This is a genomic window from Bifidobacterium psychraerophilum, assembly GCF_000741705.1.
Classification (GTDB): domain Bacteria; phylum Actinomycetota; class Actinomycetes; order Actinomycetales; family Bifidobacteriaceae; genus Bombiscardovia; species Bombiscardovia psychraerophila.
The window spans coordinates 15,404-36,547 of record NZ_JGZI01000007.1 but is presented as its reverse complement, the minus strand read 5'-3'; the positions used below and the strand labels follow the sequence as shown (position 1 = coordinate 36,547).

At 49.8% G+C, this 21,144-nt stretch carries 16 protein-coding genes and 3 pseudogenes; 13 read left to right on the top strand and 6 right to left on the bottom strand.

The window, feature by feature from the left end:
- Positions 1 to 38 precede the first annotated feature (38 nt).
- Together BPSY_RS01730 and BPSY_RS01725 are read right to left on the bottom strand one after the other, a co-directional pair.
- Positions 39 to 1,493, bottom strand: a complete 1,455-nt coding sequence (locus BPSY_RS01730) for an MATE family efflux transporter (protein WP_081884086.1) — start codon at positions 1,491 to 1,493, stop codon at positions 39 to 41.
- Complete coding sequence (locus tag BPSY_RS01725) at positions 1,486 to 2,088, bottom strand: sugar O-acetyltransferase (protein WP_033495562.1); 603 nt, start codon at positions 2,086 to 2,088, stop codon at positions 1,486 to 1,488. The genes BPSY_RS01730 and BPSY_RS01725 overlap by 8 nt, the downstream gene beginning before the upstream one ends.
- A 51-nt stretch (positions 2,089 to 2,139) precedes the next feature.
- Between BPSY_RS01725 and BPSY_RS01720 the strand changes: the two genes are divergently transcribed.
- Together BPSY_RS01720 and BPSY_RS11575 are read left to right on the top strand one after the other, a co-directional pair.
- Positions 2,140 to 3,183 (top strand): helix-turn-helix domain-containing protein, encoded by a 1,044-nt coding sequence (locus tag BPSY_RS01720; protein WP_081884085.1) that lies wholly within the window; start codon positions 2,140 to 2,142, stop codon positions 3,181 to 3,183.
- 1,701 nt (positions 3,184 to 4,884) lie between these two features.
- Positions 4,885 to 5,196, top strand: coding sequence for a hypothetical protein (locus BPSY_RS11575; protein WP_152596795.1), 312 nt, complete (start codon positions 4,885 to 4,887; stop codon positions 5,194 to 5,196).
- 4 nt (positions 5,197 to 5,200) lie between these two features.
- Here BPSY_RS11575 and BPSY_RS11300 read toward each other — a convergent pair.
- Positions 5,201 to 5,495, bottom strand: a pseudogene (locus BPSY_RS11300) (IS30 family transposase); the annotation flags it as partial.
- A gap of 1,647 nt (positions 5,496 to 7,142) precedes the next feature.
- On the opposite strand from BPSY_RS11300, the gene BPSY_RS12070 reads away from it, so the two are divergent.
- Positions 7,143 to 7,241: a helix-turn-helix domain-containing protein gene (locus BPSY_RS12070; RefSeq protein ID WP_100841068.1), complete on the top strand. Its 99-nt coding sequence runs from the start codon at positions 7,143 to 7,145 to the stop codon at positions 7,239 to 7,241.
- Between the two features lie 65 nt (positions 7,242 to 7,306).
- A complete protein-coding gene (locus tag BPSY_RS11295) occupies positions 7,307 to 7,693 on the top strand; it encodes a hypothetical protein (protein ID WP_152596794.1) in 387 nt (128 codons plus the stop codon).
- Here the strand turns inward: BPSY_RS11295 and BPSY_RS01700 are convergent.
- Positions 7,649 to 8,989, bottom strand: a complete 1,341-nt coding sequence (locus BPSY_RS01700; protein ID WP_152596793.1) for a sensor histidine kinase — start codon at positions 8,987 to 8,989, stop codon at positions 7,649 to 7,651. The two genes, BPSY_RS11295 and BPSY_RS01700, sit on opposite strands and share 45 nt — an antisense overlap.
- 24 nt (positions 8,990 to 9,013) lie before the next feature.
- On the bottom strand, positions 9,014 to 9,844 hold the full coding sequence (locus BPSY_RS01695; RefSeq protein ID WP_238556772.1) for a response regulator transcription factor: 831 nt from the start codon (positions 9,842 to 9,844) through the stop codon (positions 9,014 to 9,016).
- A gap of 118 nt (positions 9,845 to 9,962) precedes the next feature.
- On the opposite strand from BPSY_RS01695, the gene BPSY_RS11565 reads away from it, so the two are divergent.
- From BPSY_RS11565 to BPSY_RS01680, 3 genes are all read left to right on the top strand, one after another.
- Positions 9,963 to 10,304: a thioredoxin domain-containing protein gene (locus BPSY_RS11565; protein ID WP_152596792.1), complete on the top strand. Its 342-nt coding sequence runs from the start codon at positions 9,963 to 9,965 to the stop codon at positions 10,302 to 10,304.
- Between the two features lie 29 nt (positions 10,305 to 10,333).
- A complete protein-coding gene (locus BPSY_RS01685; RefSeq protein ID WP_157809764.1) occupies positions 10,334 to 11,338 on the top strand; it encodes a cytochrome c biogenesis CcdA family protein in 1,005 nt (334 codons plus the stop codon).
- A gap of 142 nt (positions 11,339 to 11,480) precedes the next feature.
- Positions 11,481 to 12,020 (top strand): peroxiredoxin family protein, encoded by a 540-nt coding sequence (locus BPSY_RS01680; RefSeq protein ID WP_238556782.1) that lies wholly within the window; start codon positions 11,481 to 11,483, stop codon positions 12,018 to 12,020.
- Positions 12,021 to 12,588: 568 nt separating this feature from the next.
- Here the strand turns inward: BPSY_RS01680 and BPSY_RS01675 are convergent.
- A complete protein-coding gene (locus BPSY_RS01675; RefSeq protein ID WP_123645364.1) occupies positions 12,589 to 12,873 on the bottom strand; it encodes a DUF2933 domain-containing protein in 285 nt (94 codons plus the stop codon).
- Positions 12,874 to 13,654: 781 nt separating this feature from the next.
- On the opposite strand from BPSY_RS01675, the gene BPSY_RS11560 reads away from it, so the two are divergent.
- The 6 genes and pseudogenes from BPSY_RS11560 to BPSY_RS12065 all read left to right on the top strand — a co-directional run bounded on the left by BPSY_RS11560 (position 13,655) and on the right by BPSY_RS12065 (position 21,142).
- Complete coding sequence (locus BPSY_RS11560) at positions 13,655 to 15,178, top strand: S10 family peptidase (protein WP_033495734.1); 1,524 nt, start codon at positions 13,655 to 13,657, stop codon at positions 15,176 to 15,178.
- Between the two features lie 457 nt (positions 15,179 to 15,635).
- Positions 15,636 to 16,697 (top strand): ABC transporter permease, encoded by a 1,062-nt coding sequence (locus BPSY_RS01665; protein ID WP_157809763.1) that lies wholly within the window; start codon positions 15,636 to 15,638, stop codon positions 16,695 to 16,697.
- Positions 16,697 to 17,734: an ABC transporter permease gene (locus tag BPSY_RS11290; protein ID WP_100841066.1), complete on the top strand. Its 1,038-nt coding sequence runs from the start codon at positions 16,697 to 16,699 to the stop codon at positions 17,732 to 17,734. Before BPSY_RS01665 ends, BPSY_RS11290 begins: the two co-directional genes overlap by 1 nt.
- A pseudogene (locus tag BPSY_RS11895) lies at positions 17,731 to 18,465 on the top strand (ATP-binding cassette domain-containing protein); the annotation flags it as partial. The gene BPSY_RS11290 and the pseudogene BPSY_RS11895, both read left to right, overlap by 4 nt.
- Positions 18,466 to 18,504: 39 nt before the next feature.
- Positions 18,505 to 19,467 (top strand): ABC transporter ATP-binding protein, encoded by a 963-nt coding sequence (locus BPSY_RS12000; protein ID WP_274518457.1) that lies wholly within the window; start codon positions 18,505 to 18,507, stop codon positions 19,465 to 19,467.
- A gap of 13 nt (positions 19,468 to 19,480) precedes the next feature.
- Positions 19,481 to 21,142 (top strand): annotated as a pseudogene (locus BPSY_RS12065) (ABC transporter substrate-binding protein).
- Positions 21,143 to 21,144 lie beyond the last annotated feature (2 nt).

Below are 21,144 nucleotides of genomic sequence, written 5' to 3'. Positions count from 1 at the left end.
GTCAATCCGCTCCTTTGCATTGCTTTCGTGGTCTGTAATTATTGTGGCCGATGCCTGGCAGGGCATCGGATGGATGAGTCGGTTGTCGCCCGAGTGACGTTGCGCAGCCAACGGTATCGCCGGTAGTGGGCGAATACTGCAGGCAGTTTGATGATTTCGTCGACGTTGAGCAGCGCATATACCCATAGCACCGGCAGTTTCCAGGTGAAGGCCGCCATGATGCCGAGTGGGATCACGATGATCCACATGGTCACACTGTCGCACAACAGTCCGAAGCGTGCGTCCCCTCCTGCGGGGAAGATGCCCGCGACGGTTGTGGAGTTGATGGATTTGCCGATCACGTAATACGAGCAGATGATGAGCATCCCTGATAGGTACTCTTTGGCGCGCGGCGAGAGATTGGTGGCGTGCAGGATGAATGGGCGTAACAGCAGGATGATGCCACCGGTGAGCGCACCGACCGCTATTGCTAGATGGCAGAGTCTTCGGGCAGTCTCCTTGGCATTTGACAGCCTGTTTTGACCGAGCAGGTTTCCGATGTAGATACCTCCTCCGTTGCCCAAGCCCAAACAGAAACAGACCAAGAGATCCTTGACGATGTTCGCGATGGAGTTCGCGGCAATCGCGTCGGTATTGAGGTGCCCCATGATGACGGTGTACATCATGAAACCGCCGCCCCAGACGATTTCATTGCCGAGCACCGGCAGGCAGTATCTCCAGTAATCACGTTCCAGCACTCGTTGCGTGCGCAGCATCAGGGTTGGTTGCACGCGGATTCGACCTCTGCGTAGTGAATGCAAAAGAGGCCAGATACATTCGAACGCTCGAGAGACAATTGATGACAAGGCGGCGCCGAGGATGCCTAAAGCAGGGAATCCGAAGTGACCATAAATGAGCATTGCATTCACAATGATGTGTATGAGCACGCCAACAGAGCTGACCGCCGTGCTCATGACCACGAATCCCGTGTTCTTCATCAGGCATAGATAGATCTGGGATATTCCCAGGAACACGTATGACACCGCGGACACCCGAAGGTACTGCGCACCGAGCGTGATCAGCGTGGGATCGTTGGTCATTACCTGCATGAGTGTCCGGGGAATCGTGACGAGCACTGCGCAGAATATGAGAGACAACAGCACGGCGTATCTCATGACGCATGCCAGAATCGACTCGATGGCATGCGTATTACCTGCACCCCAGTATTGGGCTACGAGGATACTCATGCCCAACGTCAGGGCGGCGAGGAAAAGGCTGAAGAAAAATTGGTATTGCGCGGCAAGCGAGGCCGCAGCAAGCTCCTCCTGACCTATCCTTGCCAGCATCAATGAATCCGCGGATGAGGACAGCGCAAGCATGAATTGCTGAAATGCTATCGGTCCAGCCAAAGGCAGCACCGAGCTCAGAAAGAGGTGCCATTGCGTCGGTTGCCTACCGTTACGATCCCGGAGTTCGGTCCGGTCTCGGGGCGGCGACGTCGGGTTCTTACTCATCGCCGCTTTTGCTGCGTCGGTATGCCTTGGCTTTGTCCATCCAATATCTCCGGTCTTCGTCGGAGATCCGGCGGATCACGCGGCAGGGATTACCAACTGCCACTGAATGCGGGGGAATGTCCTTGACCACCACAGAACCGGCTCCGATAACGACATCGGAACCGATGGTGATGCCTGGTCCCACCACTACATTGCCTCCAAACCAGACATCGTCCCCGATGGTGATCGGCAGCGCGCCTTCCATCTGTGCGTTGCGAACCGTCGCGTCTATCGGATGATAGGGGGTGTACAGGCCCACTCGCGGTCCGAAAAAAACGTTGTCGCCTATGGTGATGCGTGCTACATCAAGGAATATGCAATCCATGTTGGCATAGAAGTTCTTGCCGATAACAATGTTCGAACCGTAATCGCAGTTGAACGGCGGCTCCAGCCAGGCATTCTCGCCCAGAGCTCCGAAGAGTTCATCGAACAGTTTCATGCGTTCATCGGATGCATCCCAAGCGGAGGTGTTGATTGCCCAAACCAATCGTCGTTTGCGCCTGTTGTCTCGTGTCAGCTCAGGATCCTGGGCGATGTACAACTCGCCGGAGAGCATGCGTTCTTTCTCTGTTTCAGGTGTTGATTTTGTATCCACGCGACCACTGTAATGGTAGAAGCATCCAATAAAGCGTGGAATATCGACAATTGCTGCTCAGAAAATAGTAATATTTACCAAATTCATGTACTCTCAGACTCTGTGGACGCACATGCACATGCAAGCAGTATGGAAGAGGCTTGCCGCAATTCCGCGATGGCATTGAATTGTCCCAGTGCCATCACGGTGAGGCCTGACGGGTCCGAGTCAGTGCGGTACAGGTATCCGACCACATTCCTGTATCTTCAGCAAGGTCGCCTCAGTCTGTACCCAAGGATGAGGGCAATCTGTCACTGGCATATGGATCTGGAATTCACCAGGGTCCTCAAAGGTCACATGATGTATTTCGTGAACGGGGAGATCGTTCGCGTCGATGAAGGCGAGGCCATCTTCATCAATTCCAGAGCGCTACATTATGGTTTCTCCGATGACGGTGAGGAATGTGATTTCTATTGCGCACTGATACATCCGATACGGGTCGGTGCCCCGCCTGAAGTATATCGGCACTTCATCCTGCCTTTTATAGAAGACAAGGACATTCCGTTTGCTTTGTTGAGGCCCGATGATTCGACCGGACGAGACATCGTTCACCAACTCGATCGATTATTCGAAGCATCCGACGACAGGACGTTAGCCATCACGGCGCTCAGCGCCTTCTTCTCCATCATCGCGGACCTGGTCGAACGAGAGGAACCCCGTGCGCAGAATAACACGGCATCTACGCATCAAGATACGACGCTCTCGGCAATGCGGGCAATGACGGATTATATCCAAGGTCATTACATGGAAAACATCACGCTCCGCGATATAGCGCGTGCAGGTGCCGTGGGACGCAGCACCTGTGGGTCAATCTTCCGACACAACCTCGCTCAGACGCCGATGCAATATACCGTCAGCATGAGAGTCCATGCAGCAGCCGGACTGCTCAGGGACACCGAACTCCCAATGGCGTCAGTGGCAAAGAACACAGGCTTCTCATCAGCTAGTTACTTTGCTAAAACCTTTAATAAAGTCATGGGATGCACGCCGAAAGCGTTCCGCAACACACATGATTAACCTGATGGTTGTTTTACGGCAGGGGCAAGTTCCGAAATGGCACTTGATTAGTGTGACGGTCCTTGTGGTTTCATGACCGCTCAACAATCTCCGGGAAAGAAGATTCGCTTCCTGGAAGGTGCATGGAATCTTCCCTACGATCTCGCCACTTCCGTGGCAGTTATGGCCGTCTGAGTGCAATGTATATGATCTGGATCAACGCCTCTTTTGAATCTTCCAAATCTGTTTCTGAAGCCTCAGACCATGGTTTCGCCATGGGTCTGCCAGAACTGCCGGTTATGCTGTCGGCCGCATATGAAGAGAACGGTGGTAACTGTTTGACCTGGTACCGATATTGGGCATGACATCGTGTAACAAGGACTCGGGCTTGTCGATGCAGGGACAGTCCCACGTGAAACATGTCGCCGAATTTCCGCATTGCCAAAATTGCGTCGGTATCCGTTGCGATAGCAATAGCCTGCACACCTGATTGTCAACGTTCGCTGTTACGAAGTGACACGCCGTTGAAGACCTTTACTCTGGGGCTATTTCGGAGAACCATTCGAATACTCCGTCGACAAGATCTTCGTGGGGAACAAAACACTGACGATCGCATCGTGGTACTTCAACGGTGGACAGGCGATCGTCCCCGGCGAGCTCCCCGGGGCAAAACAAATGGGGGCGCTGAACTCTATGTTCAGTGCCCCCTCGGGTGGAGCTAGGGAGAATGCAAAAGATGACAGAGAACTACTGGGATCATTGAAGACATAAGTAATGCTACATTTTTTACCACACTATTTACCACTTCATTGAAGAGAACCAACTTACGGTTCCGGCAATATAATGAGTGCAGGAATGTCTATGCTGATGGACATAATTTAGAAAACGTTCGAATCAATTTCGAGTGAAATGCGCAATATCTGGAGTATGATCTCAACGAATTGGGTCTCGATCGCTTACCTCTTATTTAATGAGTGAGTTGAGTGCCTGGAGAGTTATTTTACTCAATTTGATACTAGAGTGATGATGCGTTCGACGAATACTTAACAGTGTGGTGGACAAGAGTATTAGAGATTCTTCGGAGGCATGTAATGATTAGACCACCATTTGTTTGCACATCACTTACCATGTTGCATACGGGGAGTTGGTTGGCAGACAGATCGTCGTGGTGGACAGGAGTCTTTCGTATCGTCCCTACGAGATCTAATTATCTTCAGGTTGCCGTTGTGCATCGAAAACATTCATCGATTCAGAGTCTTCCTATTTCGTTCATGTCGGAGTATCGACTGACCCGTTGCATTGATTGGGAGGATTTGCAGTAAAGCATCGACGGTGTGGTTTCTTTCCTTCCGTCGGCGCATCGCCGAGAGTTTTGGACTACTCGCGTATGAGGAGAGAAGAAGCCTCTATCTGCATGTAGGCAGGTACTGCAAATTCAAGGTGGAATCGGTAAGTTCATGACGAGAGTTATCGAGGAACAGATTGATTCTTAGACCAAAGATTAAACACTGATGCAATAAAGACATAAAACAATAAACTATTTCTTAATAAAGAGGTTGTTATGGTTTTTATATCTGGTGATTTTGAGTATGTGACGGATAACCTCGACGATCAAGGTTCGTGTGCAATGGCTTGCATTTGCTGAGGGCATATATGACGATGTGGTGTGGGTAACCGCAGCGGTGACTCATATGGACACTGACACGGAGTACGTGGAGTCGGATGCCAGAGGCAGAAAGATGGGGTATGGAAAAATCTGATCGTCTCATCCGTGCATCCTATCGCAAGTGGTCGTTCATTATTGCTGACGGCAATCCGACAGGTAAATACAAGTTTAAGCTTGTGGTGTTTGATATTGAGACAAGTCTGAGATATGACGTACCGAACTGGGATAGCATGCATAAGGATGGCACGAATATATCATGGCCTACATCGGTGCGGAGCAGGCCACAGACGGTGCCCTGTGGGTGGTTTCTAGTGGTGGTTGCAACGGTTGATGGTGTGTTAGTGGTTTCAATTATGCTGCTTGGTTGATGAGTTAGATGATTTTTTCGTGGGGTTTCATGTAATCGAGGGTTTTTCTGAGTCGGTCGTTGAGTTCTTCAGCGACGGTGCCTAGGTAAGCCTCGGGGTAGATGCTCAGGTCTGTGCTTTTGGGAAAGTATTGGCGTAGCAGTCCGTTGGCGTTTTCGTTGGTGCCGCGCTGCCCTGGACTGTGCGAGTCGGGAGAAGTAGACCCAACAGTCCAGGGCAGCGCTGATCTTCTTGTGCAGGGCGAGTTCGCTGCCCTGATCCCAGGTCTGGGTGGCGCGCATGAGTTTGGGTAGGAACTGACGAACCCGTCGATTTTGTTTGCACAATCTTGTAGTGGCCGTTGCAAGATTTCAACGACGCCATACTGCAATAGGCAATTGCATAGGGCGGGATACGATTGATGGGGGAAGACGCTTGAAATCAGGTAGTGCAGTTTTAGATTTCTGCCTATGAATAAGACCCTCAGTGTTGTTGTGCTGAAACAGGCGAGGGACATGTTCATCATAATTACCGTTTCGTTCAGCCATTTCTTTAACCTCCGTGATGGGTCTGAGAAAAAACATGCATGTGTTTTATGTGATTCATGACTATGTTGGCGTCACCAATTCTGGGTTAAGGAAGACTCAACACTAATGAGGGCAACTATCTTTGCAAGGTAGTCGGTCAGGAGGTCGTTTTTCCCTTCCAGCTCGAGGCCAGGAATATCAGTCGGAAAAGCAACCAATTGATCAGCGCTTGGTTAAAGACGGTTCGAGTCATCGGTGGTTGAGAATTAGCATGTCTCTGATGCTCTCGATGCACGAGGAACGAACTAACTTCTTCCCTGCGAAGATGCAAGACACGCTCGGATTCGACGATTCCGCCGAATGCTGTCCATTGCCGTGATGATGAGGATACTTCCAATGACCCAGAGAACGGGGATAAGATAGGATGCTCCCACATCCTTTCCTGAGAAGGCAGCCAGTCCAAGCAGACCGCGCACGACATTATCTGTAGGCAGGATTTCGGTACTCGTAGCATTTCCAAAAACAGTGAACAGCAACGCGGCAGTGAATATTCCCATCTCGCCAAAAAGATCGATCAGAGCCGCACTGTCGGCGATACTGGACAAGCACAGCAGGGTCAAGGTGGACCACGTCTGCTCCACCGGTTGAGAGATTACTTTGTACCATGGTCCGAGGATAAGAGCGGCGATCAGCCCGGCGAATATCGAGACGAAAGCATCATCACGATCCTGATGTATATCGATGACAGCTCGAACGTCCTGGTCACTGAGGCAAGTGCCTGGGTAAACATGAAGCCAACCAGGGCGGCGCCAAATGCGGCGAAGAATGGGCTACGTCCAGCTGCCGCGCTTGCCGGGGCATTAGGGGGGTGATGTTCGTCAGCCGCAGTGGCAGATGGGGCACATCAGCGATTCGACCGACTGGATGTAAGCGAGGACTGAAGATCCTTCCACACTTGCGTAGGAGAGATTGATCAGTCCTCGTGCTGAGTCGATCTGGATGACTGCGTATACGGTGCGGTGTTTGAAATCGTGCATGGACGTGTTGATGCTGCGGGTACCGTAAACCATGTATCGGGCGCCTACTGTAGTCTGCGCGGTGTCAGCATCTATTCCCACGACGGCGATAGACAAGTTCCTGGGCTCAGGTGTACCGAAGATGCTGACGAATAAGACGGCGAAGAATCCGACAATAACGAGGGCTGAGAACGCTTGGCGGCCAACGAGGTGAGGAAACGAAGTTGGTTGTTTCTCTGAGGTGGTGCAAGCACGGCTGTGGTCGGAGAGGCGGATAAGTTGGCGGATACTGTGGTTGAGTTGTCATGTATTTTCCTTAGTTATCATCGAATGATTACTTATCAACTGATAAGAATCATATGATGGCTATATCTCTATTTATTTGTAACCCGGAGCAGCTCATTCATTCACCGCGCGTGAGCGTATCCTTGATGCCGCGTTGACGTTGTTTAGCCGATACGGTTTCGATCAGACCACGACTGACCGAATCGCTCGTTCGGCTGGGGTGAGCCAGGCGTTGTAGTCCGATCGTTCGGTGATAAGGCAGAACTGATCGAGGCGGTATGTTCGCGGTCGTTGGATCGGGTCGTGGATTTATTCGAAAGCAGCAGCGCCGCCACTAAAGACCAGCACAACGATTTCGGAGAGCATTTTCGTCAGATAGCCTTCGGTGGCGAAGATATGCGTCTACTCAGCCAGGTGTTCGCATGTGGGCATGACGAGCATCTCGGCGAACTCGGTCGCGAAGGGTTCCTGCAGGTGTGCCGTGTCGTTCACGAGGAACTTGGTATAGGCCTGAAGGAGACCCGCAGCTTCGTTGCACAGGGAATGCTTGCAATGACGCTCGCGCTTCTCGACTCTCCGCATCCGGCCGATCCGCTCATCGATTACCTTGTCACTGGCAGCGAGTCCAACCTCAACGGAGCAAACCTAGGTGATGATGAAGTGTTTGGAGGACGGCAGGATATGTCGTGATTCATGTTCGTGCTCCATGTACGTGTCATCTTTGCCCGATCGCCGGTTATATATTCGATGGAATGGGAATGTGTGTTCTTTCGTTCCTTCCCGGCCTGGGGTTTTGTTGAGATTCCACGTTTGCGTAGTTGGTATGGTGAGCGTGAATGTCGAACCTTTTCCCAAGCCTTTGCTGGTGGCAGACAGTGTTCCACGGTGTGCCACCATGATCTGCCGAGATATCGCAAGGCCTATTCCCGATCCGCCATCCTGCCTGCTGCGGGAGCCTTCAATCCGGTAGAGACGTTCGAAGATTGGGGCAATCTGATCGGCGGTCATGCCCTTGCCTGTGTCGGTGACTGATAGTGAGGCAAATCCCTTACTTTGCGTGACGCATACCTGCACGTCATCGCCTTCGGTGGTAGCGTGCAACGCATTGTTCAACAGATTGGCAAGCACTTGGAGCAGCCGTTGTCTGTCAGCGACAACAGATATGGCAGTTGAAGGCGTGTCCAGCTTCAGATAGACATGGCGCGTGGAAAAGGCCACAGTCATGGAATCGACCGCGGTGCGTGCAATGTCAACCAAGTCGAGTCGGTGCATGTGGTATGGCAGGCTTCCTTCTTCAGCTCGCGAAAGCAGACTCAGATCGTCCGAAAGTGCCACAAGTCTCTCGGCTTGTGCTTGAAAGATGGAACTGGAGTTCTGAATCGAGACTATGCCGTCTTCAATTGCTTCAGCCTGTGCCCTGATGACGGACACGGGGGTGCGTATCTCATGCGCAAGGTCAGAGAATAAACGCCGACGGTGCATCTCGGTTGTTTTGAGCCGTTCGACCATGGCGTTGAAGGAATCGACGACTATAGCCATTTCTTCACCTAAAGAAACCTGCTCGACATGCGTGTCATAGTTGCCGCCGGCTATCTCTTTTGAAGCGCGGACGATGCCAGATACGCCCGCGTTCATCTGATGTGAGAGATACAGCGACGAGCCGATGGCCGCGCCGAGTCCGATCAGCAGCGATATGCCGAGTGCGATGGCGTTGGCGGTGCGCGCGGCGATCTCGACGTGCTTCATAACCTGCGCATCTATGGCAGCCTGGTGAACGCCTGGCAATTGAGCATCACGAATGTGTGTGCCGAGTAGCCAGGGGCTCACCGCAAGGTTGACGATGACGGTGGTGGATACGGTAAGACCAACCACGATGAGCATCGATAGAAGAAAAACGCCTCCGAATGATCGTGGCTGGAACCGCGGAAAGCTCGCTCGAGACTTTTCAGTGTTCGCAGTGCGGCGCGATTCCTTCATGCTGCTCATATTGTCATGCTTGCTGACCACGGCTTATCCTTTCATGGCGTACCCCACGCCTCGAACCGTCTGGATGATTTCTTCAACGGAGTCATTCCCCTCCTTGAGCTTCTTGCGAAGATGACCGACGTGTACATCCACGAGCTGGTCATCGCCGACGAGAGGACCTCCCCATACTGCCTGTACCAGTTGTTCTCTGGTGAAAACCCTGCCCGGTTGACTCGCAAGGTGGCACAGCAAATCGAATTCGATTTTGGTCAGCGGTATCTGATGACTGCCAAGAATCGTGGTGCGGGAGCGAGGATCGATAGTAATCTTCCCCACGGTAATGGGTAGGTCGTTACCTGCCTGTGTTGTTTCCGTCGCCGAACGTGTACGTCGCAGCAGCGCCTTCACTCGTGCAACCAGCACTCGAGGGCTGAAGGGCTTGGTCAGATAGTCATCCGCACCGACGGACAAGCCTATCAACTCATCAACTTCCTCAACACGCGCGGTAAGCATCAGAATGTAGGCGTCACTGAAGGTTCTTATCCGTCGACATGCCTCGATTCCGTCGATTCCCGGCAGTCCGAGATCAAGCACAATCACCGAAACCGGCATTGCTCTCGCCATCTGTACGGCATGAAGTCCATTGCCAGTGACTTTGACAGTGAATCCTTCCTTCGTAAAGTATCCCGCGATTATAGTGGCGAGACTGCTCTCATCCTCAACGATGAGAACACTCTCACCTGGAGGCGAGGATATATCCGAATCGCTGCCAGGCATGTAATCCCCCTTCCGATCAGCACGAATCAAATCCCATTGTATGAGCGACAGCAACAGGTGCGAACCGCTAGAAGAGTCATGGCATTGATCTTCATACAAACTTTATGAGGCTGCCATGCAGTCTCGATATACGTTATATAAATTCACCTATGGTTATGGAGGGGGTGTTCTTCGGTGTATGCCATCTCTGGATTCTCAATATCGGAAGGAAAAATTCATGACAAGCGTAGTGATAGTGGAACGTGAGGGTTGTTCGGATTGCGCCAATGCTAATGATCTCCTCGAACGAATTCAACAGGAACGTAGGGATTTGACCGTGCGACATGTGCAGGCAGCCGATCCTTTGGGCAGAACGATTATCGCTGAACTTTCAGCAGTTGAAGTGCCAGTTGTGCTTGTCAACGGCCATTATGTGGCGCAAGGTGCGATCAGTGAATCATTGCTCCGTGAACGAATAGGGTCAACAGGTCATGCTGTTGATGACAGGACTCCCGAATACCGGAGCAAGCGACCGCACGATCAAGACCATCATTGCGATGCATGTAATGAGATGAGCTGAACGTGGGCTCGTTGCTTTCAACTGGGGGGTTGATCGCTGCCTTCTTTGCAGGTGCTGTAGCTTTGTTTGCGCCATGTTGCGTTGTCTTTCTTCTTCCTGGGTATCTTGCCGCTGCGGTGAAAAACCGCAAGTGGAGACTGATTCCACTCACCTTGGTGTTCTCCGCCGGATTGGCGCTGGTCGTTGTCCCAATCACTGCCGGAGTAACCATGATTTCATCATTCATCGCTGCGAATCATACGATTCTCTTCGCACTTGGAGCGTTGTTAATGCTGGTGTTCGCAGCATTATCAGTGTCTGGGCATATGTGGGCGATGCCGTCATTCATGAGATCGCCCAACTTAACGAAGGCCAATTACCCCGGATTCTTCGCGTTCGGCATTTTTTCAGGCATCGCATCCAGCTGCTGCGCACCAGTTCTTGCGGGAATTCTCACACTTTCAGCGATTTCCCGATCCCCCATACATGCAGTAGCTATGGGATTGGCTTACGTCTTCGGCATGGTATTTCCCCTATTGGTTATCGCGCTGTGTTGGGATGTCTTCGACCTAGGACGCCGGTCATTCACTCCGAAACCCCTGAGGCTGCGAGTATTTGGAAGAAGCTTGCATACTAATATCATCAATGTGTTTGTGGCGCTTGGATTTCTCATCATGGCCATACTCATCGGCATCGTAGCCTTCACCGGCGAGATGCCTTCATCGCATCAGCAGCCTTTGTGGGTTGTAGGCACTTGGATCGGTTCAACACTTGCGCCTGTTGCACAGTTGTTAGCTTTCATTCCAGCGCTCGTTCAAGGTCTGATCCTCCTTGCACTTGCTGTGGTCGTGATTGTTGTTGGAACGGTTCTGCTGCCTCGCCTCGCAGATCATAAGCACGACATTGATGCATCACTTGCCCACATGCTCGCGGATGAGCAGGATAGCGCCGCCGCTTCGACGCAACATTCTACGCAGCATTCGGCACAACACGATGAGATGTCTGAAGAACACCATCTCAGAACTTCGACTGGAGAGATTCGAAATGAGTCATGATAGACACGAGAAAAAGACCGTGTCACAGCGTTCATACCACCCCAAGGCAAACCGGCCGCAACCGTCGCCCTCTTCACGGGATACCGCCTCGGCCCGTGGCAGCGCCGGCACTACGCTTATCGGTATTGTCACAGTATTGGCAGTGGTGATCATTGCCGGTATTATCTTTGCCATCGTTCTCAACACGCATCGCAATGCCTCAGCGAAAGAGGATGGAACATCGTTGATCGGAACGCAGGCACCTGGCTTTTCATTGAAATCTACCGACGGTCAACGTGTATCCCTGAAGGATTTCAAAGGCAAGAAGCCTGTACTGCTTTACTTCAGTGAAGGAGCCGGATGCCAGGCGTGCATAGTGCAAATGGCGAGCATCGAGCAGGAAGCCGCTCAGTTCAAGCAGGCAAATATTACGGTTGTTCCTATCGTGATGGATTCACGCGAGACAATCAAGCAGGCCATGAAGCAATATGGTGTCGTTACACCGTTTCTGCTGGACGACGGCACTGTTTCGAGTGCTTACAAGACGCTAGGGAAGGGGATGCATAGCGACTTGCCGGGCCACGAGTTCATACTAGTAGACAAACAGGGTGTAATTCGATGGGACAAAAACTATCAAAACATGTGGGCACAACCCGCTGATCTACTCAAACAGTTACGCACCGCACTCAAATCCGATGACTGACTCATGTGCAGAGAGATTTCGATCGTGGAAGTTTTTCTGCTGGCGGGGGTTTCTCACCTTTCGTTAGACCGCGTATCGTAAAAGGCTTTCTCCTTCTCGTTGCGATTCTTGGCGTGTTCGCTAATAACAGCGTGAATCTGAACGATGATCTGACAGATAGACATACAGTGGCCGGATGGAACGAAATCATGAAGACTGCGACGATGTACTCTACAAGAGATTATCCATCCTCATGAACATGAACTGTCAACAGAGAGGACACTCAGCCTCGAAGATTTGGAAACGGCGGCCTATCGTTGCCAACACGTCATTCAATAATGAATGCTTTCATGCACTGCTCGTAAGTATTCGGTAGAAGCGGGTGCTTTGCGCGCTTTCGGTATACAGTTCTGGCAGGGTTTTCGGTTCACTTATTCTATGATGTTGTGAGGTCGGAAAACGTTCCACTCAAACCGTCTCAGGCAGTGGCAGGGTACTTGAAAAACCTGACGTTATTCAGTATTGCCATTAATGACCTTGAATAACGTCAAAACAACAATTGCACAGATTTGACTATCGATAAGCCCTTTCAGTGGTGCATATGAGAATGTTGTGCATCATCGATTGACATGGGGGCATGCAGTTCGTGAGAGTTGTCCCCATCTTCCTCTTTTTTGTTGCTATGGTTCATCGACTTTCCCATGGCAAACATCATGCCAAGCATTCCAAGTGGACATGCCAGCGATATAGCGACAGGCAGTGCCGCGATGAAATTAAAACGAAGAAAACCAACGAGGATGACGAGTCCCAGTATCGTTGCGCCAACCATCCAAAGGATATGGCTTTTCATTGATCCATGGTTCATGTGATTCATAGTTGTATCCTATTCTCGAGTCATACGGCATCAGTAAATAAACCGAATACAATGATCGTCCCCCTTTGCCATAAACGATGAATGGCGACATCATAAAAACTCTATAAACAATATGCTCATCACCTGCAATCAGATCGGATACACGCACGCATCAAGTTGGGGCGCAGAAGCTGTTTTGGCTGATCTTGGATTAGGACGTGCCGTGAGACGCCGTGCATTCGCCATTGTTGGAGAGCGCCCCGAGTCTTTCGATGAAGCCAGGCTCATCATGCCGCTGACATTAAAGCTTAGTCGTCTGTTGAGTACTCCTGTCAAAATTGCAGTAACTAATTGAGATGCGCAATACCTGAACAAACTGTATTAAGGACACGAGTTATTAAGGACACGAGCCGTGCTCATTTTAACAGTCTGATGTAGCACTTGAATTGAAAGTCACACATCAATTGAAGGTCACATATCAATTGCAAACTTCGTTAGGTTTGACTCGAAGATAGTATTGTGAAACATTTCGAAATGCAAACTCATAGTCTGCTCCGCCCGTTCTTCAATGAACAAAGCCTAACTTCAGGGAACAGTGCGCAATCGTGAGAAAGCGCGACGAAGAGCATCGCTGAATAAGGTGCTATAGAAAATTTGAATAATCTGATACGTCTGTCGCATTTGAGAAAGACATGTTTCGCTCTTACTATTCGAGGCTATAGTGCATTTGAATTAAGTTCACAATCGAATGCGCTCTTCTGATTCCATCATGTATCTCCCCAACAAGAAGGCCGATAATAATATGACTGACATTAATTCCATAGATCGTGAAAAGTCACGATCTGATGAGCCTATTTTTGATTCAAATCTTAAAAAACGGCTTATTCCATCATCCGTTACGAAAACGTTGGAAACTCATGACGGAGAACTGACGTACACGGCAACGGCTGGGTATCTTGACTTATTCGAGGAGAACATTGGTCATGAGATAGCACAGGAGGCAACCGTCAAAGCGCGTGTTTTCTTGACAACATATGTCGCGCAGAATACATCTCATGAATCGAGCGACGAGGGTTCAGCATCTCGACCGGTCATCTTTCTCTTCAACGGTGGTCCAGGATCGAGCTCCGCGTGGTTGCATTTAGGCCTATTTGGCCCAAGAATCGTTAATCCTGTTGAAAAAGATGGCACCACGCCTCTTGCGCCTCCTTATCATCTGCGGGATAACCCGAATTCGCCATTGGCATATGCGGATTTGGTTGTTATTGATGCCATATCTACTGGATATTCAAGAGTTGTTCCAAACGAACGCGAAAATCAATATCATGATGCAGACGCAGACATTGAGGCTACTGCCGAAATTATTCGCCTATGGATCACACAGCATCGGCGGTGGAATTCGCCTTTGTACATTGCGGGTGAATCATATGGCGTGCTCCGTGGTTCCGCAGTGTCTGCACGTCTTGCCATTCGACATGGAATCTATTTGAATGGATTGATTCTGATTTCTTCTCCGATCACCACGGGCAGGATGGGATTCGAAGCAGGCTCGATTCTTGGCTATCAGGCATTCTTCCCGACATATGCTGCTGTCAGCCACTATCACGGTCATTACAGGGGTCGCAGCCTAGCAGATGTGATCGCGGAGGCAGAAGAATTCACAGATACAGTTCTGTTGCAGGCATTGCACCAAGGCAATCGCCTACGCGGAGATAAGCGGAAGCAGGTTGTGTCTCGTTATGCCGAGTTGACCGGATTGCGCGAAGAATTCGTCGATCGTGCAAACTTGCGTATTACCCCTCCCCAATTCCGCGCAGAATTACTCAGAACTCGTGGTCTCGTGCTTGGACGAAACGACGGGCGTTTTACAGGCTGGGATGCTGATCCACTTGCCTCGGTTCCCGAAGTAGATCCCTCAGAGCAGGTGCTTCATGGCGCATTCGCTGCGGGTATTAATTCGTATCTACGTGAGGAACTGGGTTATGAGAACGATCTGAGCTATGAACTTAACACTGACAGAGTGCTGCCGTGGCGAATCCCTCAGGGTTTTCACCGTAGCCCATTCAATGCCCTTCCTGCGCTGTCCGAAGCATTAAGAACTAATCGGACTCTGAAGGTTCTCTACCAGGTCGGGCATTACGATCTATGCACGCCGTTCTGGGGCGCCATCAGCGACGTGGCGCTGTTGGAAATTCCGCAGGAATTGCGTCATAACATTCGGCTCAGCGAATTTGATTCTGGACACATGATCTATGTGGATGAAGCAAGCCGGATTAAAGAATCTGAAGATATCAGGCAATTCATCAACGAAAGTCAACACCTGTGAGCCATCGGCACGCTGATGCTTCCATACGACCTAGCATGTTGATTCCCCAGCGTTCGTTGGCATAGGCCACCATTATAGCGACATACAAGCAAAGGCTATGGCGCTCAGCTTGCTTGAAATGCTTGGTGTGACGCATACTTTTGTTTGTTGCGTTAGGGGTATCACACAATAGAGTTTCATTTCAACAGGGATGCAAAGGAGGAATGCAGCGATGTCATTGAGTGCAAGGATTTTCAGGAAACCGTTCAAGGCATTCGCTGAGTCTCTCTTAAATATACGAATGTGCGTGCAACGTTTTTAGGGTTGTAACAAGCATTTTCGATTACGCACCAATATCGCATCAGTATTTTGCTGGACTGCTGTATCTTGATAAGTTTCCCAGAATGAAAGCGAAGTGGGATTCATTACCTTAATTGATGCGCAAACAATATAAGTAGAATGTAGCGAAAGGTGTCTGTTGAATATTCAACGCGTGTCTAACATTGGCCAATTTGATAAAAGCTTTGGTCCTCATCGGCTGAGCGCAAATATCCATTCCAGAGGGCTTAAGGACAATTTTCGTGCAGTGTTTCCTTTCCTACGGTTTTTGGGGGCACGCATTGTCCAAGCTGCATTTGTTGTGTGGTTCGTGGTTACTTTTACCTTTGCTGCAGTTCATTTGGCTCCCGGCGACGTCATCGACTCGTTGCTCACAGACACTGAGCGTTCAAATATAGAATTGAGACTTCAGGCAATCAAGGAATGGGGATTGGACAGGCCCGTTTTTGTTCAGTACTTAGGCTATTTCGGTAGGCTGCTTCGTGGTGATTTAGGTGTATCGTATGTTCAGAAAAAGAGTGTTAATGCTATTTTTGCTGAACAATTCCCTTACACGCTCTCTCTTACGGCAACCGCTATCGTGATTGCAATATTGGTTGCGCTGGTAGGTTCCTTAGCGATATCTCAGCGCTCGAATCGCTTTGTGAAGACCCTTTATGAAGGCGCCGAGCTGACTCTTCTTTCAACACCGCCATTCTGGTTTGGCATCTTGCTCTTGGCATTCTTCTCATTCAAGCTTGGATGGTTCCCCGTTGCGGGGGATGAGCAAAGTTGGCGATCCTTAGTCCTTCCAGCGGTAGCAATCGGAATTCCTGAAGGTGGGTACTTGTCGCAGATACTGAGGCAGGGAATAGCGAAAAATACCAGTCAGCCTTTTGTGGTTACCGCAAGGTCGTGGGGTTTGTCCTGGCCTCAGATAACGCGGAGAAATCTGTTGAAGCATTCCAGCATTCCCGCCATTACAGTCGGAGCAATGATGGTAGGCGAATTGCTGGGAGGTGCGGTCATAACAGAAAAAGTTTTTGGACGTCCCGGTCTTGGGCAAATTGCAGTTGATGCGATTACTTCTAAAGATATTCCGGTGATTCTTGCAGTGGCTTTCGTGACGTCAATAGTTTTTGTCGTCGCATCGACAGTCATTGATGTGCTCTATTACCTTATTGATCCGCGCATTCGTCTTGTGAAGGAAGAGGCACGTTGATGACAACGATTCAAGAACCCACGATTGGAACATCGACACCTCATGATTCGAGGTCCGAAGGTGCAGCAGAACGTCGTTCCGTGACAGATGAGTCCGAACATTCTCATGGTGGTAAGACTTCCGCAGCGGATATTCCTGGCAAAGCGGCACCGGAACAGGGGCATGGCACGGGGGTACCAGAATATTCTCCCATCCATCTGGTGCAAACTTCGGTGGCAAAACTCACTTCCGTTATCCCGCTCTATCTCGTTGCACCCATTTTATATCTACTGGTGGTTTTGACAGCGGTTGTGTTCCCACGATGGTTTACGAGTCGAGACCCGATCGCAACGGATTTGCTCAACGTGAATAGGCCCCCGTCATCTCAACATTGGGCTGGAACTGATTATTTGGGTCGGGACGTGTTTACTCGAATTATCTATGGAGCTCGGTATTCAATCGGAATTGGACTCGCAGTGGTTGCAATCTCGTTGATATTCGGTGTTCTTCTTGGTGTCTTGGCGGGCGCCGCGCACAGCAGAATAGTTGACGCAGTTGTTATGAGGGCAATTGACGCACTCTCATCATTCCCATCAATTCTTTTGGCACTGGTGATTGTCGGGTTAACGGGGTCGGGTATTCCCAATCTTATCGCTGCTCTCGGTATTGGCGGTATTGCGGGGTTTGCTCGTATTGTTCGAGCTGAGACGAAACGAGTGATAATTTCCGAATACGTTGAACAAAGCAGAACTTTCGGTGTCAATCGGGTAACGACGCTCATACGCCATGTAATTCCGAACTCCCTTGGCGTTGTCCCCTATATGGCGACCATTGGCGTGGGTGGAGCGATTATGGGAGTTTCAGGTCTGAGTTTTCTCGGAATTGGGCCACAGGCACCAACGCCAGAATGGGGGTCGATTCTCTCAGAGTCACGAGATTATCTGAATACGGCGTGGTGGACTGGAGTCATTCCTGGAATTGTTCTCGTGCTTACGATTATTTCTTTTACTGTTATCGGTCGGGCTTGGCAGTCCTCATTTGAAAGAAGAGACGTATGAGCAATGTTGTGACTTCTGATTTGAGGTCAACGAATGCTAGTGCTCGGGGACAGTACCTGGAGCAGCGGAAACCCTCGTCTGACAAGCTTACAGCCAGTGAACAGATTGTTTCAGTTCGAGGCTTGAGTATTTCGTTTGATGAATCTGGAGTGAGTAAGACGGTGGTCGACCATCTTTCCTTCCATATTCATCGTGGTGAAAGTGTTGGAATTGTTGGGGAATCAGGATCTGGCAAGTCGGTGACGGTAAGGACGTTGTTAGGTTTGCGCGATTCTCACGAGTCAGTCACATCAGATGAATACACGCTTTTCGGTCGCAACGTACAGGGATTTTCTGACGCCGAGTGACGTTCGATTCGTGGCACTCGAATTGGTTTCGTTCTTCAAGATGCTCTAGAATCTTTGGATCCGTTGCAGACAGTTGGATATCAGCTCAGACAGGCTCGTGGCAAACACCGTGAGAATCATGATGTAGAACAGCAAGAACTTATCCAGCTGCTGTCGGATGTTGGTGTTCCTGAACCTGAGGTGAGGTTGCGTCAGTATCCTCATGAGCTTTCTGGAGGACTTCGTCAGAGAGCATTGATAGCGAGTGCCCTTGCGAAAACCCTTGATCTCCTGATAGCTGATGAACCGACAACCGCTTTGGACGTTACCGTCCAATCCCAGATTCTCGATTTGTTGCGCGAAAAGAAAAAATTAGGGTCGGCTTTGCTTCTGGTCTCTCATGATTTAGCAGTCGTGGGATCGGTCTGCGATCGAATTCTGGTGATGAAGCAGGGAAAGGTCGTGGAGGAGGGTCTCAGCTCCGAAATTCTTTCCAATCCACAAACGGAATATACGAAACTCCTGATTGCTGCGGTTCCTTCGGTTGAAACTCGTGGATATCGGCTTTCTTCAATTAAACGAGAAAAACTCCCAGAGAGACCACAAACGTTTGGAAAGCTTCTTATCGAAGCGAAAGATATTTCCAAAACCTTCGATGGACGTCACGGTTCAGTTGTTCGGGCGGTTGATCACGCCGATTTTGAACTTCGGGCGGGTCAGACTTTGGGGATTGTCGGAGAATCAGGGTCGGGGAAAAGTACCTTAGCTAGAATCGCTGCCGCACTGATCGATCCAGATGACGGCGAAGTGCTTCTGGAAGGGGACAAATGGTCGGGAATCAAAGAAGTGGCGCGCAGAAAACGCCGTCATCTGATTCAGGTTGTCTCACAAGACCCTCTTGCATCATTTGATCCGCGTTACACTGTTTCCCGAATCGTGGAGGAACCACTGCTTTCTGAGTTGTCTCGCCGCGAGCGCCGAAAACGTGTTCAGCATGCCCTGGATCTCGTTCGGTTGCCACAGTCGGTTTATGACTTGTCCCCTCGGCAACTGTCGGGAGGGCAAAGCCAGAGGATTGCAATTGCACGTGCAATCGTCACACAACCGCATGTTCTGGTTGCCGATGAGGCAGTATCCTCTCTGGATGTTTCCATTCAGGCTCAGATACTGGATTTATTTGCCGATATTCAGGCTGAAACAAACATTGGGATTCTTTTTATATCGCATGATCTTGGGGTCATCTATCACATCTCCGATTTTGTTCTTGTTATGAAAGACGGTCGGATTGTGGAAAAAGGAACTCCGCAAAAGGTTTTGGTTCATCCTGAACACGAATATACGGCCTCGTTATTGGCCGCACTTCCCAAGCTTCCTCGGAGTTCTGTACTCCAGGGATCAAATAATTAGAAAAGGAATTAATATGGGTTCAATAACCAAACGTATCACGGCTCTTGCCGTGGTTGCCGCATTGGGAATTTCTCTGGCTGCTTGTTCAGGAACCGCTTCAAGCAGTTCTTCCCAATCATCTGCATCGATGCCTGTCAAAGGTCAGACGATTACGTGGAGTATTGAAAAGGATTTGACCACGCTCAATCCACAAATCAATGCGCAGGACGCGTATACGTTTGTTTTGCGCAATATTGCAGACAGCTACTTATATCTTGATAATAATGGCGATTACCAGCCTTGGCTTGCTAAGAAGTATATGGAGAGCGCGGATCGCCTTACTATTACACTTGATTTGCGTCAGGGTGTGACATTCAGTGATGGCGAAGCTTTCAATGCTGATGCCGTTATTGCGAATTTCAAGAACCAATTGTCTGATAGCAATTCAAATCCTCCTGTGTGGAAGTCAGTTTTGAAGAGCTTTGAGAAGACTGGTGACTACCAGGTCCAGTTCAAGCTGAAAGCAATGTCTCCCAAGTTTATCGAGGCCCTGTCATCAACTGGTACATCGCCAATTTCACCGAACTCTCTGAAGGATAGTAAGAATTTGGAAACCGGTGGCAGCGCAATATCCTTGATTGGCCCATACAAAATTGGTGAATACACTAAGGGAAGCGAACTTACCTTGGTCAAGAATGATTCGTATCGATGGGACAAATGAGAACCTAGCGAGTTGGTGAAGAAATATCCCGGCGCTCCATACGCTGCAAAGCAAGTGTTCAGAATATTGCCCGAGGCTTCTACAAGAACAGGAGCGCTGACATCCAACCAAACCGATGTGCTGTATGGTGTTCCCTCACAAGATATCTCGACATTTACCTCGAATTCGAAATACAAATATGATCAGGTTCTTAATTCTGGAACAGCCTATTCATTGTATTTCAATACTACGAAGGCACCATTCAACGACATTCGAGTCCGTAAAGCCGTGCAAGAGGGCTTTGACCTCAATGAGGTTGTGAAGAGCGTGTATTACGGCACTGGTACCACTGCCAAGGAATGGATAACACCTGCCAGTATCTTCTTCGATAAGTCATTCAAAAGCAACGTCAAATATAACAAGAGCGCTGCAGGAAAACTGCTTGATTCTGCGGGTTGGACGAGACGCGATTCACAAGGATATCGAACGAATGATTCAGGAAAACGTCTGACAATCAATGTGTATTCCGACGCACCATACATTCGTGATTCGCGTGAAGTCCTGTTCCAAGCAATTTCTGCGGAATTGAAAAAGAATCTGGGCGTAGATTTCCAGTTCAAAGCTTTGGATGTAGGTTCGGTGAGCACCAAGTGGAAAGAGAATCAGAACGACGCGTTCGATAACTCGATGGGTTCGGCGGATGTGTCTGGGTCGCTTGATCTTCTTCTGGTTCCTTGGGATCCGCCTCGGATTTTCTTGTCGAATGACACAAAGGTTACTGATTTGGCAGCGAAAGCTAAAACCGCGGCCAGCAAGGATGCACGAAAGGAATATTATACACAGTTGCAGGATTACGTAATCAATGAAAAGGCATATGTCTTGCCTCTATACGTTCCTCGTGACAACTGGGCTTCAAAGACAAGCGTCCACGGTATCCAAATAAGCAAGACCGCAGGCCATTTGTTCAATACAGCTACCGTCTGGAAAGATAAGTGAAA

Bases quoted from the DNA above. Each gene is read 5' to 3' on its own strand.
- BPSY_RS01730 (WP_081884086.1), bottom strand. From the start codon at position 1,493: ATGAGTAAGAACCCGACGTCGCCGCCCCGAGACCGGACCGAACTCCGG.
- BPSY_RS01725 (WP_033495562.1), bottom strand. From the start codon at position 2,088: ATGCTCTCCGGCGAGTTGTACATCGCCCAGGATCCTGAGCTGACACGA.
- BPSY_RS01720 (WP_081884085.1), top strand. From the start codon at position 2,140: ATGGTAGAAGCATCCAATAAAGCGTGGAATATCGACAATTGCTGCTCA.
- BPSY_RS11575 (WP_152596795.1), top strand. From the start codon at position 4,885: ATGCCAGAGGCAGAAAGATGGGGTATGGAAAAATCTGATCGTCTCATC.
- BPSY_RS01700 (WP_152596793.1), bottom strand. From the start codon at position 8,989: ATGAGCAGCATGAAGGAATCGCGCCGCACTGCGAACACTGAAAAGTCT.
- BPSY_RS11565 (WP_152596792.1), top strand. From the start codon at position 9,963: ATGACAAGCGTAGTGATAGTGGAACGTGAGGGTTGTTCGGATTGCGCC.
- BPSY_RS01675 (WP_123645364.1), bottom strand. From the start codon at position 12,873: ATGAATCACATGAACCATGGATCAATGAAAAGCCATATCCTTTGGATG.
- BPSY_RS11560 (WP_033495734.1), top strand. From the start codon at position 13,655: ATGACTGACATTAATTCCATAGATCGTGAAAAGTCACGATCTGATGAG.
- BPSY_RS11290 (WP_100841066.1), top strand. From the start codon at position 16,697: ATGACAACGATTCAAGAACCCACGATTGGAACATCGACACCTCATGAT.
- BPSY_RS12000 (WP_274518457.1), top strand. From the start codon at position 18,505: ATGAAGCAGGGAAAGGTCGTGGAGGAGGGTCTCAGCTCCGAAATTCTT.